The 17,408-nt window shown below is 67.0% G+C and carries 14 protein-coding genes; 10 read left to right on the top strand and 4 right to left on the bottom strand.

Annotated features, from left to right (window positions below):
* Window positions 1-106: 106 nt before the first annotated feature.
* Both lepA and hemW read left to right on the top strand, forming a co-directional pair.
* Window positions 107-1,960 (top strand): translation elongation factor 4, encoded by a 1,854-nt coding sequence (gene lepA / locus ASE96_RS10110; RefSeq protein WP_082492676.1) that lies wholly within the window; start codon window positions 107-109, stop codon window positions 1,958-1,960.
* Between the two features lie 42 nt (window positions 1,961-2,002).
* Window positions 2,003-3,241 carry a radical SAM family heme chaperone HemW gene (gene hemW / locus ASE96_RS10105; protein WP_056429540.1) on the top strand — a complete coding sequence of 413 codons (1,239 nt, stop codon included), beginning with the start codon at window positions 2,003-2,005 and terminating at the stop codon, window positions 3,239-3,241.
* Window positions 3,242-3,376: 135 nt separating this feature from the next.
* Here the strand turns inward: hemW and ASE96_RS10100 are convergent, their stop codons facing one another.
* Both ASE96_RS10100 and ASE96_RS10095 read right to left on the bottom strand, forming a co-directional pair.
* Window positions 3,377-3,796, bottom strand: coding sequence for a DUF4870 domain-containing protein (locus ASE96_RS10100; RefSeq protein WP_056429538.1), 420 nt, complete (start codon window positions 3,794-3,796; stop codon window positions 3,377-3,379).
* A gap of 141 nt (window positions 3,797-3,937) precedes the next feature.
* Window positions 3,938-4,786 (bottom strand): DUF3097 domain-containing protein, encoded by an 849-nt coding sequence (locus ASE96_RS10095; protein ID WP_056429537.1) that lies wholly within the window; start codon window positions 4,784-4,786, stop codon window positions 3,938-3,940.
* A 231-nt stretch (window positions 4,787-5,017) separates the two neighbouring features.
* Here ASE96_RS10095 and hrcA point away from each other — a divergent pair, with 231 nt between their 5' ends.
* The 3 genes from hrcA (at window position 5,018) to ASE96_RS10080 (ending at window position 8,056) form a co-directional block, all read left to right on the top strand.
* Window positions 5,018-6,031, top strand: a complete 1,014-nt coding sequence (gene hrcA, locus ASE96_RS10090) for a heat-inducible transcriptional repressor HrcA (RefSeq protein ID WP_056429535.1) — start codon at window positions 5,018-5,020, stop codon at window positions 6,029-6,031.
* 100 nt (window positions 6,032-6,131) lie between these two features.
* Window positions 6,132-7,259 (top strand): molecular chaperone DnaJ, encoded by a 1,128-nt coding sequence (gene dnaJ, locus ASE96_RS10085; protein ID WP_056429533.1) that lies wholly within the window; start codon window positions 6,132-6,134, stop codon window positions 7,257-7,259.
* A 2-nt stretch (window positions 7,260-7,261) separates the two neighbouring features.
* Complete coding sequence (locus ASE96_RS10080; protein ID WP_056429531.1) at window positions 7,262-8,056, top strand: 16S rRNA (uracil(1498)-N(3))-methyltransferase; 795 nt, start codon at window positions 7,262-7,264, stop codon at window positions 8,054-8,056.
* Window positions 8,057-8,224: 168 nt separating this feature from the next.
* Here ASE96_RS10080 and ASE96_RS10075 read toward each other — a convergent pair whose 3' ends face one another.
* Window positions 8,225-9,118 carry a GerMN domain-containing protein gene (locus ASE96_RS10075; protein WP_056429529.1) on the bottom strand — a complete coding sequence of 298 codons (894 nt, stop codon included), beginning with the start codon at window positions 9,116-9,118 and terminating at the stop codon, window positions 8,225-8,227.
* Between the two features lie 470 nt (window positions 9,119-9,588).
* Here ASE96_RS10075 and ASE96_RS10070 point away from each other — a divergent pair, with 470 nt between their 5' ends.
* From ASE96_RS10070 to ASE96_RS10050, 5 genes are all read left to right on the top strand, one after another.
* Window positions 9,589-10,677 (top strand): PhoH family protein, encoded by a 1,089-nt coding sequence (locus ASE96_RS10070; protein WP_056429527.1) that lies wholly within the window; start codon window positions 9,589-9,591, stop codon window positions 10,675-10,677.
* Entirely contained in the window at window positions 10,674-11,147 is a 474-nt protein-coding gene (gene ybeY / locus ASE96_RS10065) for an rRNA maturation RNase YbeY (RefSeq protein ID WP_056429525.1), read from the top strand. Before ASE96_RS10070 ends, ybeY begins: the two co-directional genes overlap by 4 nt.
* A complete protein-coding gene (locus ASE96_RS10060; protein ID WP_056429523.1) occupies window positions 11,144-12,475 on the top strand; it encodes a hemolysin family protein in 1,332 nt (443 codons plus the stop codon). Before ybeY ends, ASE96_RS10060 begins: the two co-directional genes overlap by 4 nt.
* A complete protein-coding gene (era, locus tag ASE96_RS10055) occupies window positions 12,459-13,418 on the top strand; it encodes a GTPase Era (protein ID WP_056429521.1) in 960 nt (319 codons plus the stop codon). The genes ASE96_RS10060 and era overlap by 17 nt, the downstream gene beginning before the upstream one ends.
* A gap of 116 nt (window positions 13,419-13,534) precedes the next feature.
* Window positions 13,535-15,124: an LCP family protein gene (locus ASE96_RS10050; RefSeq protein WP_056429519.1), complete on the top strand. Its 1,590-nt coding sequence runs from the start codon at window positions 13,535-13,537 to the stop codon at window positions 15,122-15,124.
* A gap of 134 nt (window positions 15,125-15,258) precedes the next feature.
* Here the strand turns inward: ASE96_RS10050 and ASE96_RS10045 are convergent, their stop codons facing one another.
* Entirely contained in the window at window positions 15,259-17,211 is a 1,953-nt protein-coding gene (locus ASE96_RS10045; RefSeq protein ID WP_056429517.1) for a M13 family metallopeptidase, read from the bottom strand.
* Window positions 17,212-17,408: the final 197 nt, after the last annotated feature.

The raw sequence follows: 17,408 nt of genomic DNA, 5'->3' as shown, positions 1-17,408 counted from the left end.
CGTGGGAGACTATAGGAACGATAATTGCGGCACGTCGCAGGATGGGAAAGCAGCATCCCCGCGATCCGTGCAACGCCACCAGTAATGCCAACAGTAAGGACCCTGCGTGTCTCCCATGGCCCGCACCGCCCCGGTGCCCGCCGCAACAGATCCGGCCATCATCCGGAACTTCTGCATCATTGCGCACATTGACCACGGCAAATCCACACTGGCCGACCGGATGCTCCAGTACACCGGCGTCGTCCAGTCCCGTGACATGAAGGCCCAGTACCTGGACCGCATGGACATTGAGCGCGAACGCGGCATCACCATTAAGTCCCAGGCAGTCCGTATGCCTTGGGAGCTCGACGGCACCAGCTACGCGCTGAACATGATCGACACGCCCGGCCACGTTGACTTCACGTACGAGGTCTCCCGCTCGCTCGCGGCCTGCGAAGGCGCGGTGCTGCTGGTGGACGCGGCCCAGGGCATTGAGGCGCAGACCCTCGCCAACCTCTACCTGGCGATGGAAAACAACCTCACGATCATCCCGGTCCTGAACAAAATTGACCTCCCGGCAGCCCAGCCCGAGAAGTACGCGGCGGAACTCGCCAGCCTGATCGGCGGCGACCCCGAGGACGTGCTCCGCGTCTCCGGCAAGACCGGCATGGGCGTCGAGGCCCTGCTGGACAAGATCGTCCGCGATCTGCCCGCCCCCGTGGGCGACCCGAACGCGCCCGCCCGCGCCATGATCTTCGACTCCGTGTACGACACGTACCGCGGCGTGGTCACCTACGTCCGCGTGGTGGACGGCATGCTGCACCCCCGCGAACGCATCCAGATGATGTCTACCCGCGCCACGCATGAACTCCTCGAGATTGGTGTCAGCTCCCCGGAGCCCACCCCCTCCAAGGGCCTCGGCGTCGGCGAAGTGGGCTACCTCATCACCGGGGTGAAGGACGTCCGGCTGTCCAAGGTGGGCGACACCGTCACCAACCTGGCCAAGCCGGCCACCGCATCCCTCCCCGGCTACGCCGATGCCAAACCGATGGTCTTCTCCGGCCTGTATCCACTGGACGGCACGGACTATCCGGTGCTCCGCGACGCGTTGGAGAAGCTGATGCTCAACGACGCCGCGCTTGTCTACGAGCCTGAGACGTCCGCCGCGCTGGGCTTCGGCTTCCGCGTGGGTTTCCTGGGCCTCCTCCACCTGGAGATCACCCGTGAGCGGCTGGAACGCGAATACAAGCTGGACCTGATCTCCACCGCCCCCAACGTGGAATACGAGGTGACGCTGGAGGACAAGAAGGTCGTCCACGTCACCAACCCCAGCGAGTACCCCACCGGCAAGATCGCCGAAGTCCGCGAGCCGATGGTCTCCGCCACCATCCTGGCGCCGAACGAGTTTGTCGGCGCCATCATGGAGCTGTGCCAGAGCCGGCGCGGCGTGATGGGCGGCATGGACTACCTCTCCGAGGACCGGGTGGAGATCCGGTACCGCCTTCCGCTGGCCGAAATCGTCTTCGACTTCTTCGACATCCTCAAGTCCAAGACCCGTGGCTACGGCTCGCTGGACTGGAAAGCCGACGGCGAGCAGGTGGCCGACCTCGTGAAGGTGGACATCATGCTCCAGGGCGAGCAGGTGGATGCGTTCTCCGCTATCACGCACCGCGACAAGGCGTACGCCTACGGCGTGATGATGACGGGCAAGCTGCGCGAGCTCATCCCGCGGCAGCAGTTCGAGGTGCCCATCCAGGCCGCCATCGGCTCAAGGATCATCGCCCGTGAAAGCATCCGCGCCATCCGCAAGGACGTCCTCGCCAAGTGCTACGGCGGTGACATCACCCGAAAGCGCAAACTGCTGGAAAAGCAGAAGGAAGGCAAGAAGCGCATGAAGATGGTGGGCCGCGTGGAGGTCCCGCAGGAAGCCTTCATCGCTGCCCTCACCACGGACGAGTCCAAGGACAAGGCCAAGAAGTAGCGGTGCTCCTGATGACTGTCCCCACCCAGACAGGACCGGACCATGCCTAGCGCCCTTCCGCTGGGCGACCCGGCGCCGTCGGACGGGCTGCTGCCCGGGCAGGCGCTGGAAGGCGCCGCGGCCCGGGCCTTCGGGCTGTACGTGCACATCCCGTTCTGCGCCGTGCGCTGCGGCTACTGCGACTTCAACACCTACACCGCCACGGAGCTCGGCGGCGGGGCGTCCCAGGACGCCTACGCCGGCACCGCCGTCGCGGAGGTCGACTTCGCGGCCACCGTCCTGAAGAACAGCGGCCTGCCGGCACGCCCGCTCAGCACCGTCTTCTTCGGCGGCGGCACCCCCACGCTGCTCCCGGCCGGCGACCTGGCACGCATCCTCACCGCCGCCATCGCGGCCTGGGGCCTTGCACCCGGCGCCGAGGTCACCACCGAAGCGAACCCGGACTCGGTTACGCCCGAATCCCTGCAGCTGCTGGCCGACGCCGGCTTCACCCGGGTGTCCTTTGGCATGCAGTCCGCGGTGCCGCACGTCCTGAAGGTCCTCGACCGCACCCACACCCCCAGCCGGGTGCCCCAGGCGGTCCGGTGGGCCCGGGAGGCCGGCCTCGCCGTCAGCCTGGACCTCATCTACGGAACGCCGGGGGAGTCACTGGCCGACTGGCGCTACTCCCTGGAGACGGCCCTGTCCTACGCGCCTGACCACATCAGCGCCTACGCGCTGATCGTCGAGGACGGCACCAAGCTGGCCGCGCAGATCCGCCGCGGCGAGGTCCCGGAAATCGACGACGACGACCATGCGGCCAAGTACGAACTGGCCGACGAACTCATCTCGGACGCCGGGCTGTCCTGGTATGAGGTCAGCAACTGGTCCCGCACCCCGGAGCAGGCCTGCCGGCACAATCTCGCGTATTGGCGCGGCGACGACTGGTGGGGGATCGGCCCTGGCGCGCACTCCCACGTGGGTGGCGTGCGCTGGTGGAACGTCAAGCACCCCACTGCCTATGCCAACCGCCTGGGGTCCGGACTCTCGCCTGCCGCCGGCCGGGAGACCCTCGATTCGCAGACCCGCAGCGTGGAGCGCGTCATGCTGGAGGCCCGCCTGAACTCCGGGCTGGAGATCACCAGCCTGGGCGGACTGGGTGACACAGGGCGGCACGCCGTCGCCGGTCTCATTGCCGACGGCCTGATAGACCCCGCAGCGGCCTTCCGCGGAAGCCTCGTGCTGACGCTCAAGGGCCGGCTCCTCGCCGACGCTGTGGTCCGCAGGATCCTGCCGGACTAGTAGTCCGCAGGGCCCTGCCCGATGACACCAAAAAGCCGGCCGCTGCCCGTTGGGGACAGCGGCCGGTTTTTCGGTTTCGGACCGGGTGCCGGGTTCCGCGTGCGTGGGAACTCGAAGGTACGAAAGTGCAGTCTGCTATTTGATCCAGCGGAGGTTGAACTCGTACCGGTGCGGCTGGCCGCGGTTGACATGGATACCGGCCGCAACCGAGAAGCACGTCACGGCGATCCAGATGACCGTGGCCAGGACGGCGAAGATGTTGCCCACCACCGGCACAAACACCAGCAGGTTGCACAGCACGGCCGCGATGGTGGGCGGCAGCGTGAAGTTCAGGGCTTCCTTGGACTCCTGCGCCGTGAACGGGCCCCGGTCCTTGAAGATCAGGTAGATCAGGAGCGAGGGGACGCAGCCCAGGATGCCGCCGAAGTGCGCCAAGGTTGCCCACTGGCGGTCCTCGTTTGCCGTCAGCGGCAGTGCATTTGCGGGAACGCCATGGTACGGGGGCTGGCCATGGCCGGCCTGGTTGCCACTGTGTTCACGTGTGTCATCTGCCACGGTGTTGTCCTTCGGATTGCGGTGGAGCGTTGGTGCCTGGAGGTGCCAGGGCTGCGCCGGGAGCGAAGCCGCCGTTCCAAGAATACTTGCTCCGGCGCCGAATGAGGATCGCCAGGCAGCCAAAGCGTCCGGTCAGCCCCCTCAGGGCACGGTGAGGAAGTCGATGACCTCCTCCACCCTGCCCAGCAGGGACGGTTCCAGATCGGCGTAGCTGCGGACCGCGCCCAGGAGTTTTTGCCAGCCCAGCCCGACGTCCTCCTTGGTGCTGTGCGGCCAGCCAAAAGCCATGAGGATGCCGGTCTTCCAATCCACACCCCGGGGAATCACCGGCCACTTCTCGATCCCCAGGACGGCCGGCCGGATTGCCTGCCAGACGTCCACATAGGGGTGGCCGACAATCAGCACGTTTCCGGCCGCACCGGGGGACGCCATCACGGCGTCGGCGATCCGGGATTCCTTGGAATCGGGAACCAGATGGTCCACCAGGACACCGAGCCGGCGCCCGGGGCCGGGCCGGAAAGCAGCCACGGCTCCGGCGAGGTCGTCAATGCCGTGCAGGGGCTCTACGACGATGCCTTCCACCCGGAGATCGTCACCCCAGACCTTTTCGACGAGTTCGGCGTCGTGCTTGCCTTCCACCCAGATCCGGCTGGCCTTAGCCACCTGGGCGCGCTGGCCCGCCACGCGGACGGAGCCGGAGGCTGTTCTCGTGCCCGCGGCGCCCGCGGCGGCCCGGGGCGCCGGCGGCATCAGCCGGATCGGCTGTCCCTCCAGCAGGAAGCCGAACCCGAGGCGGAAGGACCGTGACTTGCCGCGGCGGTCCTCCAAGGCGACGACGTGCATCCCGCCGGACTTCTCGACGCGGGTAACGGCGCCCACCCAGCCGGACTGCACATCTTCGAGGACCATGCCGCGCTCCACGGGCACCTCGGGAAGCTGGATCTTGGCGGGGGCGGACAGGTCCTGGGGCCCCCAGTTCTGGTACGACATCGGTTCCACACTGCTTTGCGCTCGGTTTGCTACGGCGGGCTGTGCCCGAAAACACCAGCCCCAGGATGAACGCCTGGAGCGAATCCAATGCTAACAACGCGGCGACTCATATTAGACTGGTTAGCACTTAGGCATGTCGAGTGCTAACCAACATGTCGCGAACCAGCACAGCATGCGGTGCGGCCAGGGAACGGCGGCACCGGATGCGGGACAGTCGATTGGAGGTGGAGCGTGAGCGAACCACGCAAACTCGAAGTGCTGCGCGCCATCGTGGAGGACTACGTCCATTCACGGGAACCCGTCGGCTCCAAAGCCCTCGTGGAACGGCATCACCTGGGCGTGTCCAGTGCCACGATCCGCAACGACATGGCGGCACTGGAGGATGAGGGCCTCATCACGGCGCCGCACACGAGCGCCGGACGGATCCCCACCGACAAGGGCTACCGGCTCTTCGTGGACCAGATTTCGGCGGTCAAGCCGCTCTCGCCGGCCGAACGACGAGCCATCCAGGCCCTGCTGGAAGGATCCGATGACCTCGACGACGTTCTGGACCGGACCGTCCGGCTGCTCGCCCAGCTGACCAACCAGGTCGCCGTGGTGCAGTACCCGCATCTCAGCCGGGCCAAAGTGCGCCACATCGAATTCGTCCTGCTGGCACCGCGCAAGGTGCTCGCGGTGCTGATCGCGGACACCGGCAAGGTGGAACAGCGGGTCATTGACGTGGGACAGGATCTTCCGGAGGACGCCCTGGCCGAACTCCGCACGCGCTTCCTCGGCTCGCTCTCCGGGACACCGCTGAACGTCCTGCCGCAGTCGCTGCTGTCCGTGGTTGCCAGCTGCCCGCCCGCCCGGCGCAGCGCGGCCCAGGCATTGGCCCGCGGCTTGGAGGCGCTGGCGACGAGCAGCCGCGAGGAACGTATGGTCATGGCCGGGACCGCGAACCTGGCCCGCTCCAATGTGGACTTCCCGCTGAGCATCGGCCCGGTGCTGGAAGCCCTGGAGGAGCAGGTGGTGATGCTCAGGCTCCTCAGTGACATGGCCGCGGACCCGCGCGGGGTGACGGTCAGCATCGGCCGGGAAAACCCGTACGTGGGGCTCGCTGAGGCCTCGGTGGTGGCCACCGGCTACGGGCCGGACGCCACGGCGAAGGTCGGAGTGCTGGGCCCCACCCGGATGGACTACCCCACCACCATGGCCGCCGTCCGGGCGGTGGCCCGCTACCTTTCACGGATCCTCGGCCCCTGACGGGCCGCATTCCATGGCCCGTTCCGACGGGCCGGCACCAGACTTCTTGCCCAAACCGGCAGTACCCCACCGGCAGTACAAAAAGGAAGAGATACAAACTTTGAGCAGCCATTACGACGTTCTTGGAGTCTCCCGCGAAGCTACGGGCGAAGAGATCAAGAAGGCCTACCGCAAGCTGGCGCGGACCCTCCACCCCGATGTCAATCCCGGGGACGACGCCTCGGACCGGTTCAAAGCCGTCACACACGCCTACGAGGTTCTGTCCGATCCGCAGAAGCGCCGGATCTACGACACCACCGGCAACGAGAACGGCACCGACAACGGCTTCGGCGGCGGCAGCTACTCGGGCCAGGGCTTCGCGTTCCAGGACATCTTCGAGACGTTCTTCGGCGCCGGCGGCCAGGCCGGACCCGCCTCACGGGTCCGCCGCGGCCAGGACGCCCTGATCAGCGTGCGGATCGAGCTCCGCGACGCTGTCTTCGGGGTCAACAAGAAACTCGAAGTCGACACCGCCGTCACGTGCCCCACCTGTGAGGGCTCATGCTGCCGTGAAGGCAGCCACCCCGAGCGGTGCGACATCTGCGGCGGCAGCGGCCAGGTCCAGCGCGCCGTCCGCTCCATCCTGGGTCAGGTCATGACCGCGGCTCCCTGCGGCTCCTGCGAGGGTTTCGGCACCGTCATCAAGGATCCGTGCAACGAATGCGCCGGCCAGGGCCGCATCCGCAGCCGGCGTTCCCTGACGGTCAAGGTTCCCGCCGGCGTCGCCACGGGCACCCGCATCCAGCTCTCCGGCCAGGGCGAGGCCGGCCCCGCCGGCGGCCCCGCCGGCGACCTCTACGTGGAGATCCGGGTCAACAACGACGCCACGTACGTGCGCGACGGTGACGACCTGCACGCCAGCCTCAACATCCCCATGACGGCGGCGGCGCTGGGCACTGAACTTACGCTCGACACGTTCGACGGCCAGCAGGAGATCGACGTCAAGGCCGGAACCCAGTCCGGTGAGGTCATCACCCTCCGCGGACTCGGCGTCACGCACCTCCGCGGCTACGGCCGCGGCGACCTCAAAGTCCACCTGCAGGTGGACACCCCCGCCAAGCTCGACGCCGCCCAGGAAGACCTGCTCCGCCAGCTCGCGAAGCTGCGCGGTGAGCAGTTCACCGAGGGAAAGCTCGCGGCCAGCGGCGGGGTCTTCGCCAAGCTTCGGGACCGCCTCGGTAACCTGTAGCGGTGAGCAACCCCGTATTTTTCACTGCCCCCGGCAGCTTGGACGGGCTGGTCCCCGGTTCCGTCTTCGTACTCGACGGCCCTGAGGCCCGCCACGCGGTCACAGTGAAGCGCCTAGGCGTGGGGGAAGCCGTGGACATCGCCGACGGCGCCGGCAAGCGCCTGACCGGCGCCGTCGCCGCCGTCGCCCCGAACCAGCTGACGGTCACGTGCTCCGAACTCTCCGACGAGCCGCAGCCAGCGGTGCGGCTGGTCCTGGTCCAGGCCCTCGCGAAGGGCGACCGGGACGAGCTCGCGGCCGAGACGGCCACCGAACTGGGAATCGATGCGGTTGTGCCGTGGCAGGCGGAACGGTCGATTGTCCGCTGGAAGGCCGAGCGCGCGGCGAAGGCCCACGCCAAGTGGCAGTCCGTCGTCACGGCGGCGGCGAAACAGGCCCGCCGTGCATGGATCCCGGAAGTCCGCTCCGCCGTCGACGGCGCCGGGCTGCAGGCGGCGGTGGCAGCCGCGGACCTCGCCGTCATTCTTCACGAGGACGCCGTGCGTCCGCTGCGGCAGGTCCTGGAGACCTGGCAGGCCGGCTTCGCCGTTGCGGTCACAGCCGGGGAGGACTCAGCCGGGGAGGGCCGCGAGGTGCTGCTGATCGTGGGTCCCGAGGGCGGCATCAGTCCGCGGGAGGTGACTCGGCTGTGCGATGCCGGCGCCGTGACAGCCCTGCTGGGGCACCATGTCCTGCGTTCGTCCACTGCCGGTCCCGCGGCCACGGTACTGGCCAGCGACATCCTGGGCCGCTGGTAGCCCTGGTTTAGCGGGCTGTCCTGCATAACACGTGATCGACTGCTCCCCACCGGTACCCTCGCCCCGCAAGCCCGGCCAGGGAACCCTGCAGGCGTGGGCCCAAACCGCCGTTCTGAGCCGCCAAACCGCCGTTCCGGAGCAGTGGATGGTGAGGTGGGCGGGGGTGCGCTATTGGACCGTGAAACCGCGGGTGTCGACGTTCAGGTCCTTGGCGGGATTGCCCTCCTCAACCTGTGACACCCGGACCTCGTAGTTGCCCGGTCCCAGGTTCACCGACAGGTTGAAGGCCCCCGATTTCCCGGCTTCGGCCGAGGCCGTGACGGTCCCGTTCACGTAGCTGGTCTTAATGCTTCCGTCGATCCGCAGAACCTCCCACCGGAGCACGCCGCCCGGAGAGGTGCTGCGGCCGTTGACCTTGACCGCGCCGTCCTCCACCGAGGTCCCTTCCTGGGGATCAATGATCCACACCGGGGCGACCATCCCGACGCTGCGTGAGGTCGGCGCGCCGAGGCGGACGTGGTTGAAGGCAACATAGTCGGTATGGCCGTCCACCAGCACCACTACCTGGATCTGCTGGCCGGTGTCGATCAGCCCGGCGCTGGCAGCGGCTGCCGTCGCCGTGTAGACGAGCTGCTGCACAGCGCGCTCGGCCATGGCGGGATCCACATTGCTGTTGAACGCATCGGCTGACATGTCCACCGTGATGACATTCTTGCCCGAGATGGAGCTCGCCAGCATTTTGGGGTTCTGCCAGGGGGTGAAGAAATCCGGGTCGAGCGGCTTCTCCGACATCATGACCCGGAGCGCGCCGGTGACCGGGTTGTCTTCCTCCGGGACGTCGCGGAATTCGCGGTAGAGGAACGTGTCGTCGTTGCTCCTGCCGATCCAGTACACGGGCGCCTTGTTCGATGCCTGCGTGGTTTCCAGCGGCGCACTGGTGGTCGCCGCCGACGCCTCGGCCGACATGACCTGCGGGGGAGTGTTCGCGTCCGTTACACCGGGCTGGGGAGTGGCCACGCAGCCGGAGAGTGCCAGCGCCGCGGGCAACACGAGGAGCAGCATGCACTGGCCTATCCGCCTGCCTGCTGCTCCCTGTCCCGTCCCGTACTGCCTGATTTCCGCTGCCCTTGTCTGCTCGGCGTTTGCTTTAGTTTCTGACCGGTGTCCCGGCCGCCAGTTTGTCCGGCGTGCCGGGTTGTCCGGTGGTCCGCCAAAAATGCCGTGGCGGTGGCCGATTTCCAGCATGGCATACGGCGATGCCGCGAAACCGGGGATCGCGGCGTCGGGCCGGAACTGCAACGGGAACGATATGAGGCCGATACGAAGTTGATACCTAAATCCGGGAACGGCACAGATATCCCGGCCAGGTCGACGCCCGACAGGCCGTCAGCCCGGAGGCATCCGCAGCCGGTCACTGGCGTAAGATAAGAGAATCCGCTGACACCCGGAACCAGGCGGCGAGCACCGTCGGGCCGGATCAGGCGACAGACCATTTCCTACTGGAGGGGACCAGAGGCCCGCGGGCCAGCACCATGACTGAAGCAGCGAACGGCAAGGCCCGGATCAGCGCCGGAGAGCGCGCCGCAGGTGAATTTCCCCACTCCCTACCAGGGCTGCGGACGGAGGTAGTCCTGTTCGACAGCTCCGATCAGATGGTCCAGTCCCTCGGCAGTCATGACGAAGCCCTCCGCTTCATCGAGATCCAGTTCCCGGCCGTCGACTTCCACGTCCGGGGCAACGAGCTCGCCATCAGCGGGCCGGCCGCCGACGTGCCGCGCATCATGCGACTGTTCAACGAGGTCCGCGGGCTGGTCGCCCGGGGCACGGTCATCACGCCCGCCGTCCTGCAGCAGCTCGTATCGATGCTCCGGACCCAGTCCCTGCAGAACCCGGTCGAGGTGCTCACGCACAACATCCTCTCGAGCCGCGGCAAGACGATCCGGCCGAAGACACTGAACCAGAAGAATTACGTCGACGCGATCGACGCCAACACGGTGATCTTCGGCATCGGCCCGGCCGGTACCGGAAAAACGTACCTGGCGATGGCCAAGGCCGTCCAAGCCCTGCAGCAAAAGGAAGTCACGCGCATCATCCTGACCCGTCCCGCCGTCGAAGCGGGGGAGCGGCTGGGGTTCCTGCCGGGCACGCTCAGCGACAAAATCGACCCGTACCTGCGGCCGCTGTACGACGCCCTGCACGAAATGATGGACCCCGAGTCCATCCCACGGCTGATCGCGGCCGGCACCATCGAAGTCGCCCCGCTGGCCTACATGCGCGGACGCACGCTCAATGACGCCTTCATCATCCTGGACGAGGCACAGAACACCACGCCGGAACAGATGAAGATGTTCCTGACCCGGCTTGGCTTCGGCTCCAAGATGGTGGTCACCGGTGACGTCACGCAGGTGGACCTGCCCTTCGGGACCCGGTCCGGCCTCCGGATCGTGGAAGAAATCCTGGAAGGCATCGAGGACGTCAACTTCACCGTCCTGGACGCTTCCGACGTCGTCCGGCACCGCCTGGTGGGCGACATCGTCAACGCCTACGGCGTCTGGGACGAGATTCAGAGGAACCGGGTTAAGCATTCCGTGGCCCGGGAGAAGCGGGGAGAGCACGCATGAGCATCGAGGTCAACAACGAGTCTGGCGTCACGGTCGACGAGGCCGAGCTGGTGCACTTGTCCCGGTTCATTTTCGAACGCCTCTTCATCCACCCGCAGGCCGAGCTGTCCATCCTCCTCGTGGATGAGCCGGCCATGGAGAAGCTGCACATCGAACTGATGGACGAGCCGGGCTCCACCGATGTGCTTTCGGTGCCCATGGATGAGCTGACGCCGGGCACCCCGGACAAGCCCACCCCCCAGGGCATGCTCGGTGACATCGCCATCTGCCCGCAGGTGGCGGAGGTCCAGGCGATGAACGCCGGTCACTCCACCCAGGACGAAATGCTGCTCCTCACGACCCACGGCATCCTGCACCTGCTCGGCTTCGACCACGCAGAGCCCGAGGAAAAAGAAGAGATGTTTGGCCTCCAGCGTGAACTGCTCTCTGCCTTCACCGGCAAGGACGCCCCGTCAGAGACGATTCAGTGACGCCACTGATCCTCGCTGGCATGGCGCTGGTTTTCCTGAGTTTTGCCGCGTTCCTGACCGCGGCTGAGTCTGCTTTCAACTACCTTTCCCGGCACGACGCCGAAGCGGCGATCCTGAACAGCCGCGGTACCGCGCTGAAGCGCATCATGGCCCAACCCGTGGCGCACATGCGTGCCCTGCGCTTCTGGCGGATCTGGTTCGACATGGCCTCCGCCGTCGCCGTCACGGTGCTGCTGACCAGCGTGTTCGACAACATCTGGCTCTCCGGTCTCATCGCCACCGGTGTCATGGCGCTGCTGGGGTTCGTGATCGTGGGCGTGTCCCCCCGGCAGCTCGGCCGGGTCCACTCGGCCGGCCTGGTCCGCTTCAGCGCACCCCTGATCCGCTGGCTGTGCTGGGTGCTGGGCCCGATCCCCGGCTGGCTTGTCACGCTGGGCAGCGCCGTGGCCCCCGGGGCGCCCGCGGACAATGAGGCCTTCTTCAGCGAAGAGGAATTCCGCGAACTCGTGGACCGCGCCACGGAGTCCGACGTGATCGAGGACAACGAGGCCGAGCTGATCCAGTCCGTCTTCGACTTCGGCGACACCCTGGTCCGTTCCGTGATGGTGCCGCGCACCGACATCCTCAGCATCGACTCCGGCTCCAGCCTGCACCGGGCCATGTCGCTCTTCCTGCGTTCAGGCTATTCCCGGATCCCGGTCATCGGCGAGAACACGGACCAGGTCCTCGGCATCGTCTACCTCAAGGACGTGGCCGCGGTCATCCATAACCTCGGCCCCGGCGAGGAGCCCCCAGTCGTTGACGAACTGGCCCGCGAGGTCCGCTACGTACCGGACTCCAAACCTGTGAGTGAGCTGCTGCGCGAACTGCAGAAGGAATCGACGCACGTCGCGATCGTCATCGACGAGTACGGCGGCACCGCCGGACTGGTCACCCTCGAGGACCTCATCGAGGAAATCGTCGGTGAGATCGTGGACGAGTACGACACCGAAAGCGCGGAAGCGGTGGAGCTCGGCGACGGAAGCTACCGTGTGAGCGCGCGGATGAGCATTGATGACCTCGGCGAACTCTTCGACCTAGAGCTCGACGACGACGAGGTGGACACCGTGGGCGGCCTGCTCGCCAAGGCCCTCGGGCGGGTGCCGATCGTCGGCAGCACCGTTGTGGTCCACGGGGTGTCCCTCCGGGCCGACCGGCTTGAGGGCCGGCGGAACCGCGTCAGCCACATCATTGCGGCCGCCGTACCAAAAGAAGAAACTGACCTTGAAGACCTTCTCGACGAGGCCGCACCAATCCAACAGGGAGTCTCACGTGAGCAAGCAGAATAAGTCCGACGGCGCCGCGGCCCATGGCGGCTACCGCGCCGGTTTCGCCGTGCTGGTGGGCCGTCCCAACGCGGGCAAGTCGACCCTCACCAACGCCCTGGTGGGGCAGAAGGTCGCCATCACCTCGGCCAAGCCGCAGACCACGCGCCACACCATCCGCGGCATTGTGCACCGGGACGACGCCCAGCTGATCCTGGTGGACACCCCGGGCCTGCACCGCCCGCGCACCCTGCTGGGGAAGCGGCTCAACGAGCTCGTCGCCGACACCCTCGCGGAGGTCGACGCGATCGGGTTCTGCCTCCCGGCCAACGAGAAGATCGGCCCCGGCGACAAGTTCATCGCCGCCCAGCTCGCAGCCCTCGGCAACAAACCCGTCGTCGCGATCGTGACGAAGACCGACACGGTGGACCGGCAGGCCCTCACCGAGCAGCTGCTCGCCGTGGCGGCCCTTGGCCGCGAAGTCCTCGGCGAGGACGGCTGGAAGGACATCGTCCCGGTTTCCGCGACCGACGGCTTCCAGGTGGGCACCCTCACCGATGTCCTGATCGGCCACATGCCGCCGTCGCCGCCGCTGTATCCGGACGGACACCTGACGGACGAACCGGAAGCCGTGATGATCGCCGAACTCATCCGCGAGGCCGCCCTCGAGGGCGTCCGCGATGAACTGCCGCACTCCCTGGCCGTCGTCGTCGATGAAATCGTTCCGCGTGAAGGCCGCCCGGAAGACCGGCCGTTCCTGGATGTCCGGGTCAACCTGTACGTGGAGCGCCCTTCGCAGAAGGCCATCATCATCGGCAAGGGCGGCGCCCGGCTCCGCGAGGTCGGCACCAACGCGCGTAAAGGGATCGAGGCGCTGCTGGGCGCCCGGATCTACCTCGACCTCCACGTGAAAGTCGCCAAGGACTGGCAGCGCGACCCGAAGCAGCTCGTGAAGCTCGGCTTCTAAGCGCCCGTACCCGTCATCTGCGGCGTCCACGCCGCTCCCATGGAGCCCGCCACCGGGGATTTCCCAGAATCGGACTCTAAAATAGGCGAACCCCGTTCGTGAAGGAAGGCTCAACCGTGTCTCGACCCCGTGATGACCGTGCAGACGGAACCGGAAACCCGGTTCGGTCAGGCTCTGCCGCCCGGCACACGGATGATCCCGCCGTCGGACCGGCACGGCACCTGGGTTCGACCCGCGGCATGCCCGGCTGGCTGAAAATCGGGACGGGTATCATCTCCATTCTTCTGGTCGGCGTCCTGGCCTTCGGCGCCTACTGGGCGGTCCGGCTGCAGGGCAACATCAGCAAGGCTGCGCTGGGCGCCGGCAGCGACAAGACCGAGGCCGCGGTGAACGATTCGAACGACCGGATGCAGATCCTGATTCTCGGTTCGGACTCCCGCGACGGCAAGAACTCGCAGTACGGCACCTCCGACGACGCCACGGGCTACGGGCATTCGGACGTGATGATGCTGATGGACATCTCCGCCGACAACAAGCGTGTCAGCGTGGTCAGCTTCCCCCGCGACCTGCTGGTGGACACCCCCAAATGCACCGACCAGAAAACCAAGAAGCAATTCCCGGCGCAGCAGGACGTGATGATCAACGCGGCCATGACCGAGGCGGGCATCGGCTGTGCCGTCGACACGGTCAACAAACTCACGGGCCTCGAAATCGACCACTTCATGATGGCCGACTTCAACGCCGTCAAGGAACTCTCGAAAACCGTGGGCGGTGTGGAGGTCTGCATCAGCGACGCCGTCTATGACCCTGACTCCAGGCTGCGGCTCCCCAAGGGGACCTCCAAGGTCCAGGGCGAGCAGGCGCTGGCGTTCCTGCGCGCGCGGCATGCGTTTGCCGACGGCGGGGACCTCGGCCGGATCAAGGCGCAGCAGGGGTTCCTGTCCTCCCTGACCCGGAAGATGAAGAGTGACGGCACGTTGTCCAACCCCGTCAAGATGCTGGAGATCGCCGACGTCGTCACCAAGAACCTCACGATTGACGAGGGCCTGGCATCCATCCCCACCCTGCTGACGGTCGGGAACCGGCTGAAGAACATCGACGTCGGCAAGGTCGCGTTCGTCGCGGTACCGACGGTGCCGGCGGTCAGCGACCCGAACCGCCTGCAGGTGGCCGAGCCCGCGGCCTCCCAGCTCTTCGCCGCGATGCGCAAGGACATTGACCTCACGGACCCGACGGCGCCACCAAGCCCCTCTGCGTCCGCGAGCCCGGCGGCGAGTGCCAGCGCCGCGCCGACGCCCAGCGAGACGGCCCCCGCGTACGACAAGTCGCTGCAGCCTGTCACGGTGGCGAACGGCTCCGGCACGCCGGCGCGGGCCCAGGAAATTATGAAGGTTCTCACCGGCAGCGGCTTCACCCAGATCAGCCAGTTCGCCGCCGCGCCCGTAGCGGCCACCGCGGTCTACTACGGCGAAGGGTTCGCCGAGGTGGCCGCCGACGTCGCCTCCGAGCTGGGGATCCCGGCGAAGCAGGTGCTGCCGGCCGGCGTCGTCGGCGTCCAGGTCTACGTGGGCAGCGACCCGGCGGGCGGCACCAAGGGCGGCACCCCGGGCGCCGAAGCCCCGGTGGAACTGCCCGATGACATCGTCAACCAGACCGCCGGCGATGTTGTATGCCAGCAGGCCAACCCGACGCTCATCACCCGCTGACAGGTCGTTCCGGACATAGCTCCAAAAACAGCAAGCAGCAACGGGCCGTCCCCGGGGTATTCCCCGGGGACGGCCCGTTTTGTTGGATTATTTGTTGCCCTGCATATTGCCTGGCCAGTTGCCTGGCAGGCTCCCTACCAGATGCTGACGCGCTCAGTCACGGGCATCCACATGCCGTCCTGCTCCGCCGTCCCGAAGGACTCATGGAAGGCATCAAGGTTCTTGGCGATCTGGTTGGTGCGGAACTCGTTGGGCGAGTGCGGATCGGTGGCCAGCCGGCGGATGGCCTCCTCGGTCCGCATGACTTGCCGCCAGCCGGCGGCCCATGATGCGAAGAACCGCTGCACCCCGGTCAGGCCGTCCAGGACGGCCGGCTCCTGACCGTCGAGGCTGATCAGGTAGGCCTTGTACGCGATCGTCAGGCCGCCGAGGTCGCCGATATTCTCGCCCAGGGTCAGTTTGCCGTTGACGTTGTGCCCCGGCGCTGCGGTGGGGGAGAGCGCCTCGAACTGGGCCACCAGCTTGGAGGTCAGCGCCTCGAAGGCGGTGCGGTCATCCTCCGTCCACCAGTTGCGCAGCAGGCCGCTGCCGTCGTACTGCGAGCCCTGGTCGTCGAACCCGTGGCCGATCTCGTGGCCGATGACCGCGCCGATGCCGCCGTAGTTGACGGCGTCGTCGGCGTCGGCGGTGAAGAACGGCGGCTGCAGGATGGCGGCCGGGAACACGATCTCGTTGAGCAGCGGGTGGTAGTAAGCATTCACCGTCTGCGGGGTCATCAGCCACTTGTCCCGGTCCACGGGTTTGCCCACTTCATCAAGGTGCCGGTCGACGTCGGCGCTGTGCGCGCGCTCCACATTGCCCAGGAGATCGGACGGGTCGATCTCCACCGCTGAGTAGTCGATCCACTTGTCGGGGTAGCCGATCTTGGCCCGGAACGAATCAAGCTTCTTGAGCGCCTCGTGCTTGGTTTCCTCGCCCATCCAGGCAAGACCGGTGATGGATTCGCGGTAGGCCTCGATCAGGTTCGCCACCAGCGACTCCATACGTGCCTTGTGGGTTTCCGGGAAGTGCCGGGCAACAAAGATCTGGCCGACCGCCTCGCCGAGCGCGGCCTCGACGACGGCGACCCCGCGCTTCCAGCGGTCCTTGTTGCGCGGTGTGCCGCTGAGCGTGGTGCCGTAGAAGGCGAAGTTGGCCTCCACGAACGCGGCGGACAGGTACGGTGCGGCGGCGCTGATGACGCGCATGGCCAGCCATTCCTGCCAGACGGACAGCGGCTCCGACTCCAGCAGCGACGCCGCCCCGGCGAAGAAGTCCGGGGTGCTCACGATCAGTTCCGCACGCTTCTCCGGCGCGATTCCGGCGGCGTCGAACCAGGTGGTCAGGAGCGGGAAGAGCTCAGTGGCCTCGTCCGCGGTCCGCAGGTTGTAGGTCTTCTGGGGGTCGCGCAGCGTGACTTTGTCCCAGTGGTGGCCGGCCAGCGCGGTCTCCAGCGCCACTACCCGTTCGGCTGCGTCCTCCGGACCGGTGACCCCGGCGAGCCCGAAGACGGTCTTCACATGGTCCTGGTAGGCCTGGACCGTCGGCGCGAACTTCTCGTCGCGGTAGTACGACTCATCCGGCAGGCCCAGGCCTCCCTGGCCGGTGTACAGCAGGATCCGGTCCGGGTTCCCGGCGTCGGGCGCAGGGTAGATGTAAAAGAGGCCGCCCACATCGGCGCGGAACAGCCGCCCGGCCAGGGCCACCAGATCGGCGGCCGATTCCGTGGCGAAGACCTCGGCGAGCCGGGACCGGATCGGGTCCAGCCCCTTGGCCTCCACACAGGCCTCGTCCAGGAAGCTGTTGTACAGGTCCCCAATCTTCCGCTCGATCCCGGTGGACTCCGCTCCGCGGGCCGCCGCGTCCTCAATGATCTCTTTCACGGCGAGTTCCGAGCCGTCCCGCAGCGCCGTGAACGTCCCCTCCAGGGGGCGGTCGTCAGGAATCTCGGTGCTCTTGAGCCAGGTGCCGTTGACATGCTGGTACAGGTCATCCTGCGGCCGGACACTGGAGTCGATGTTGGACAGGGCAATCCCCGAAAGTGGCACAGATGCTCCTTTGAGAGGCAGTCCGGCACCGCCTTGGCAGGGGAGACCGGTCTGCATGGTGGACGTTACGGAGGTATGGCTCCTTCATCTTACGCACCCGTGTTACTGTGAAAACGTGCGCGCAGAACTGCTTCTCCTTAGCTGCCGCGGCGAGGCCTCAGACGCGATCTAGCGCAAGGCCCACCCTCGCTGCGGAG

This window comes from Arthrobacter sp. Leaf69 (assembly GCF_001422645.1).
GTDB lineage: Bacteria > Actinomycetota > Actinomycetes > Actinomycetales > Micrococcaceae > Arthrobacter.
Note: the sequence above shows the minus strand (reverse complement) of the source record. Positions and strands in the feature narration are given on the sequence as shown.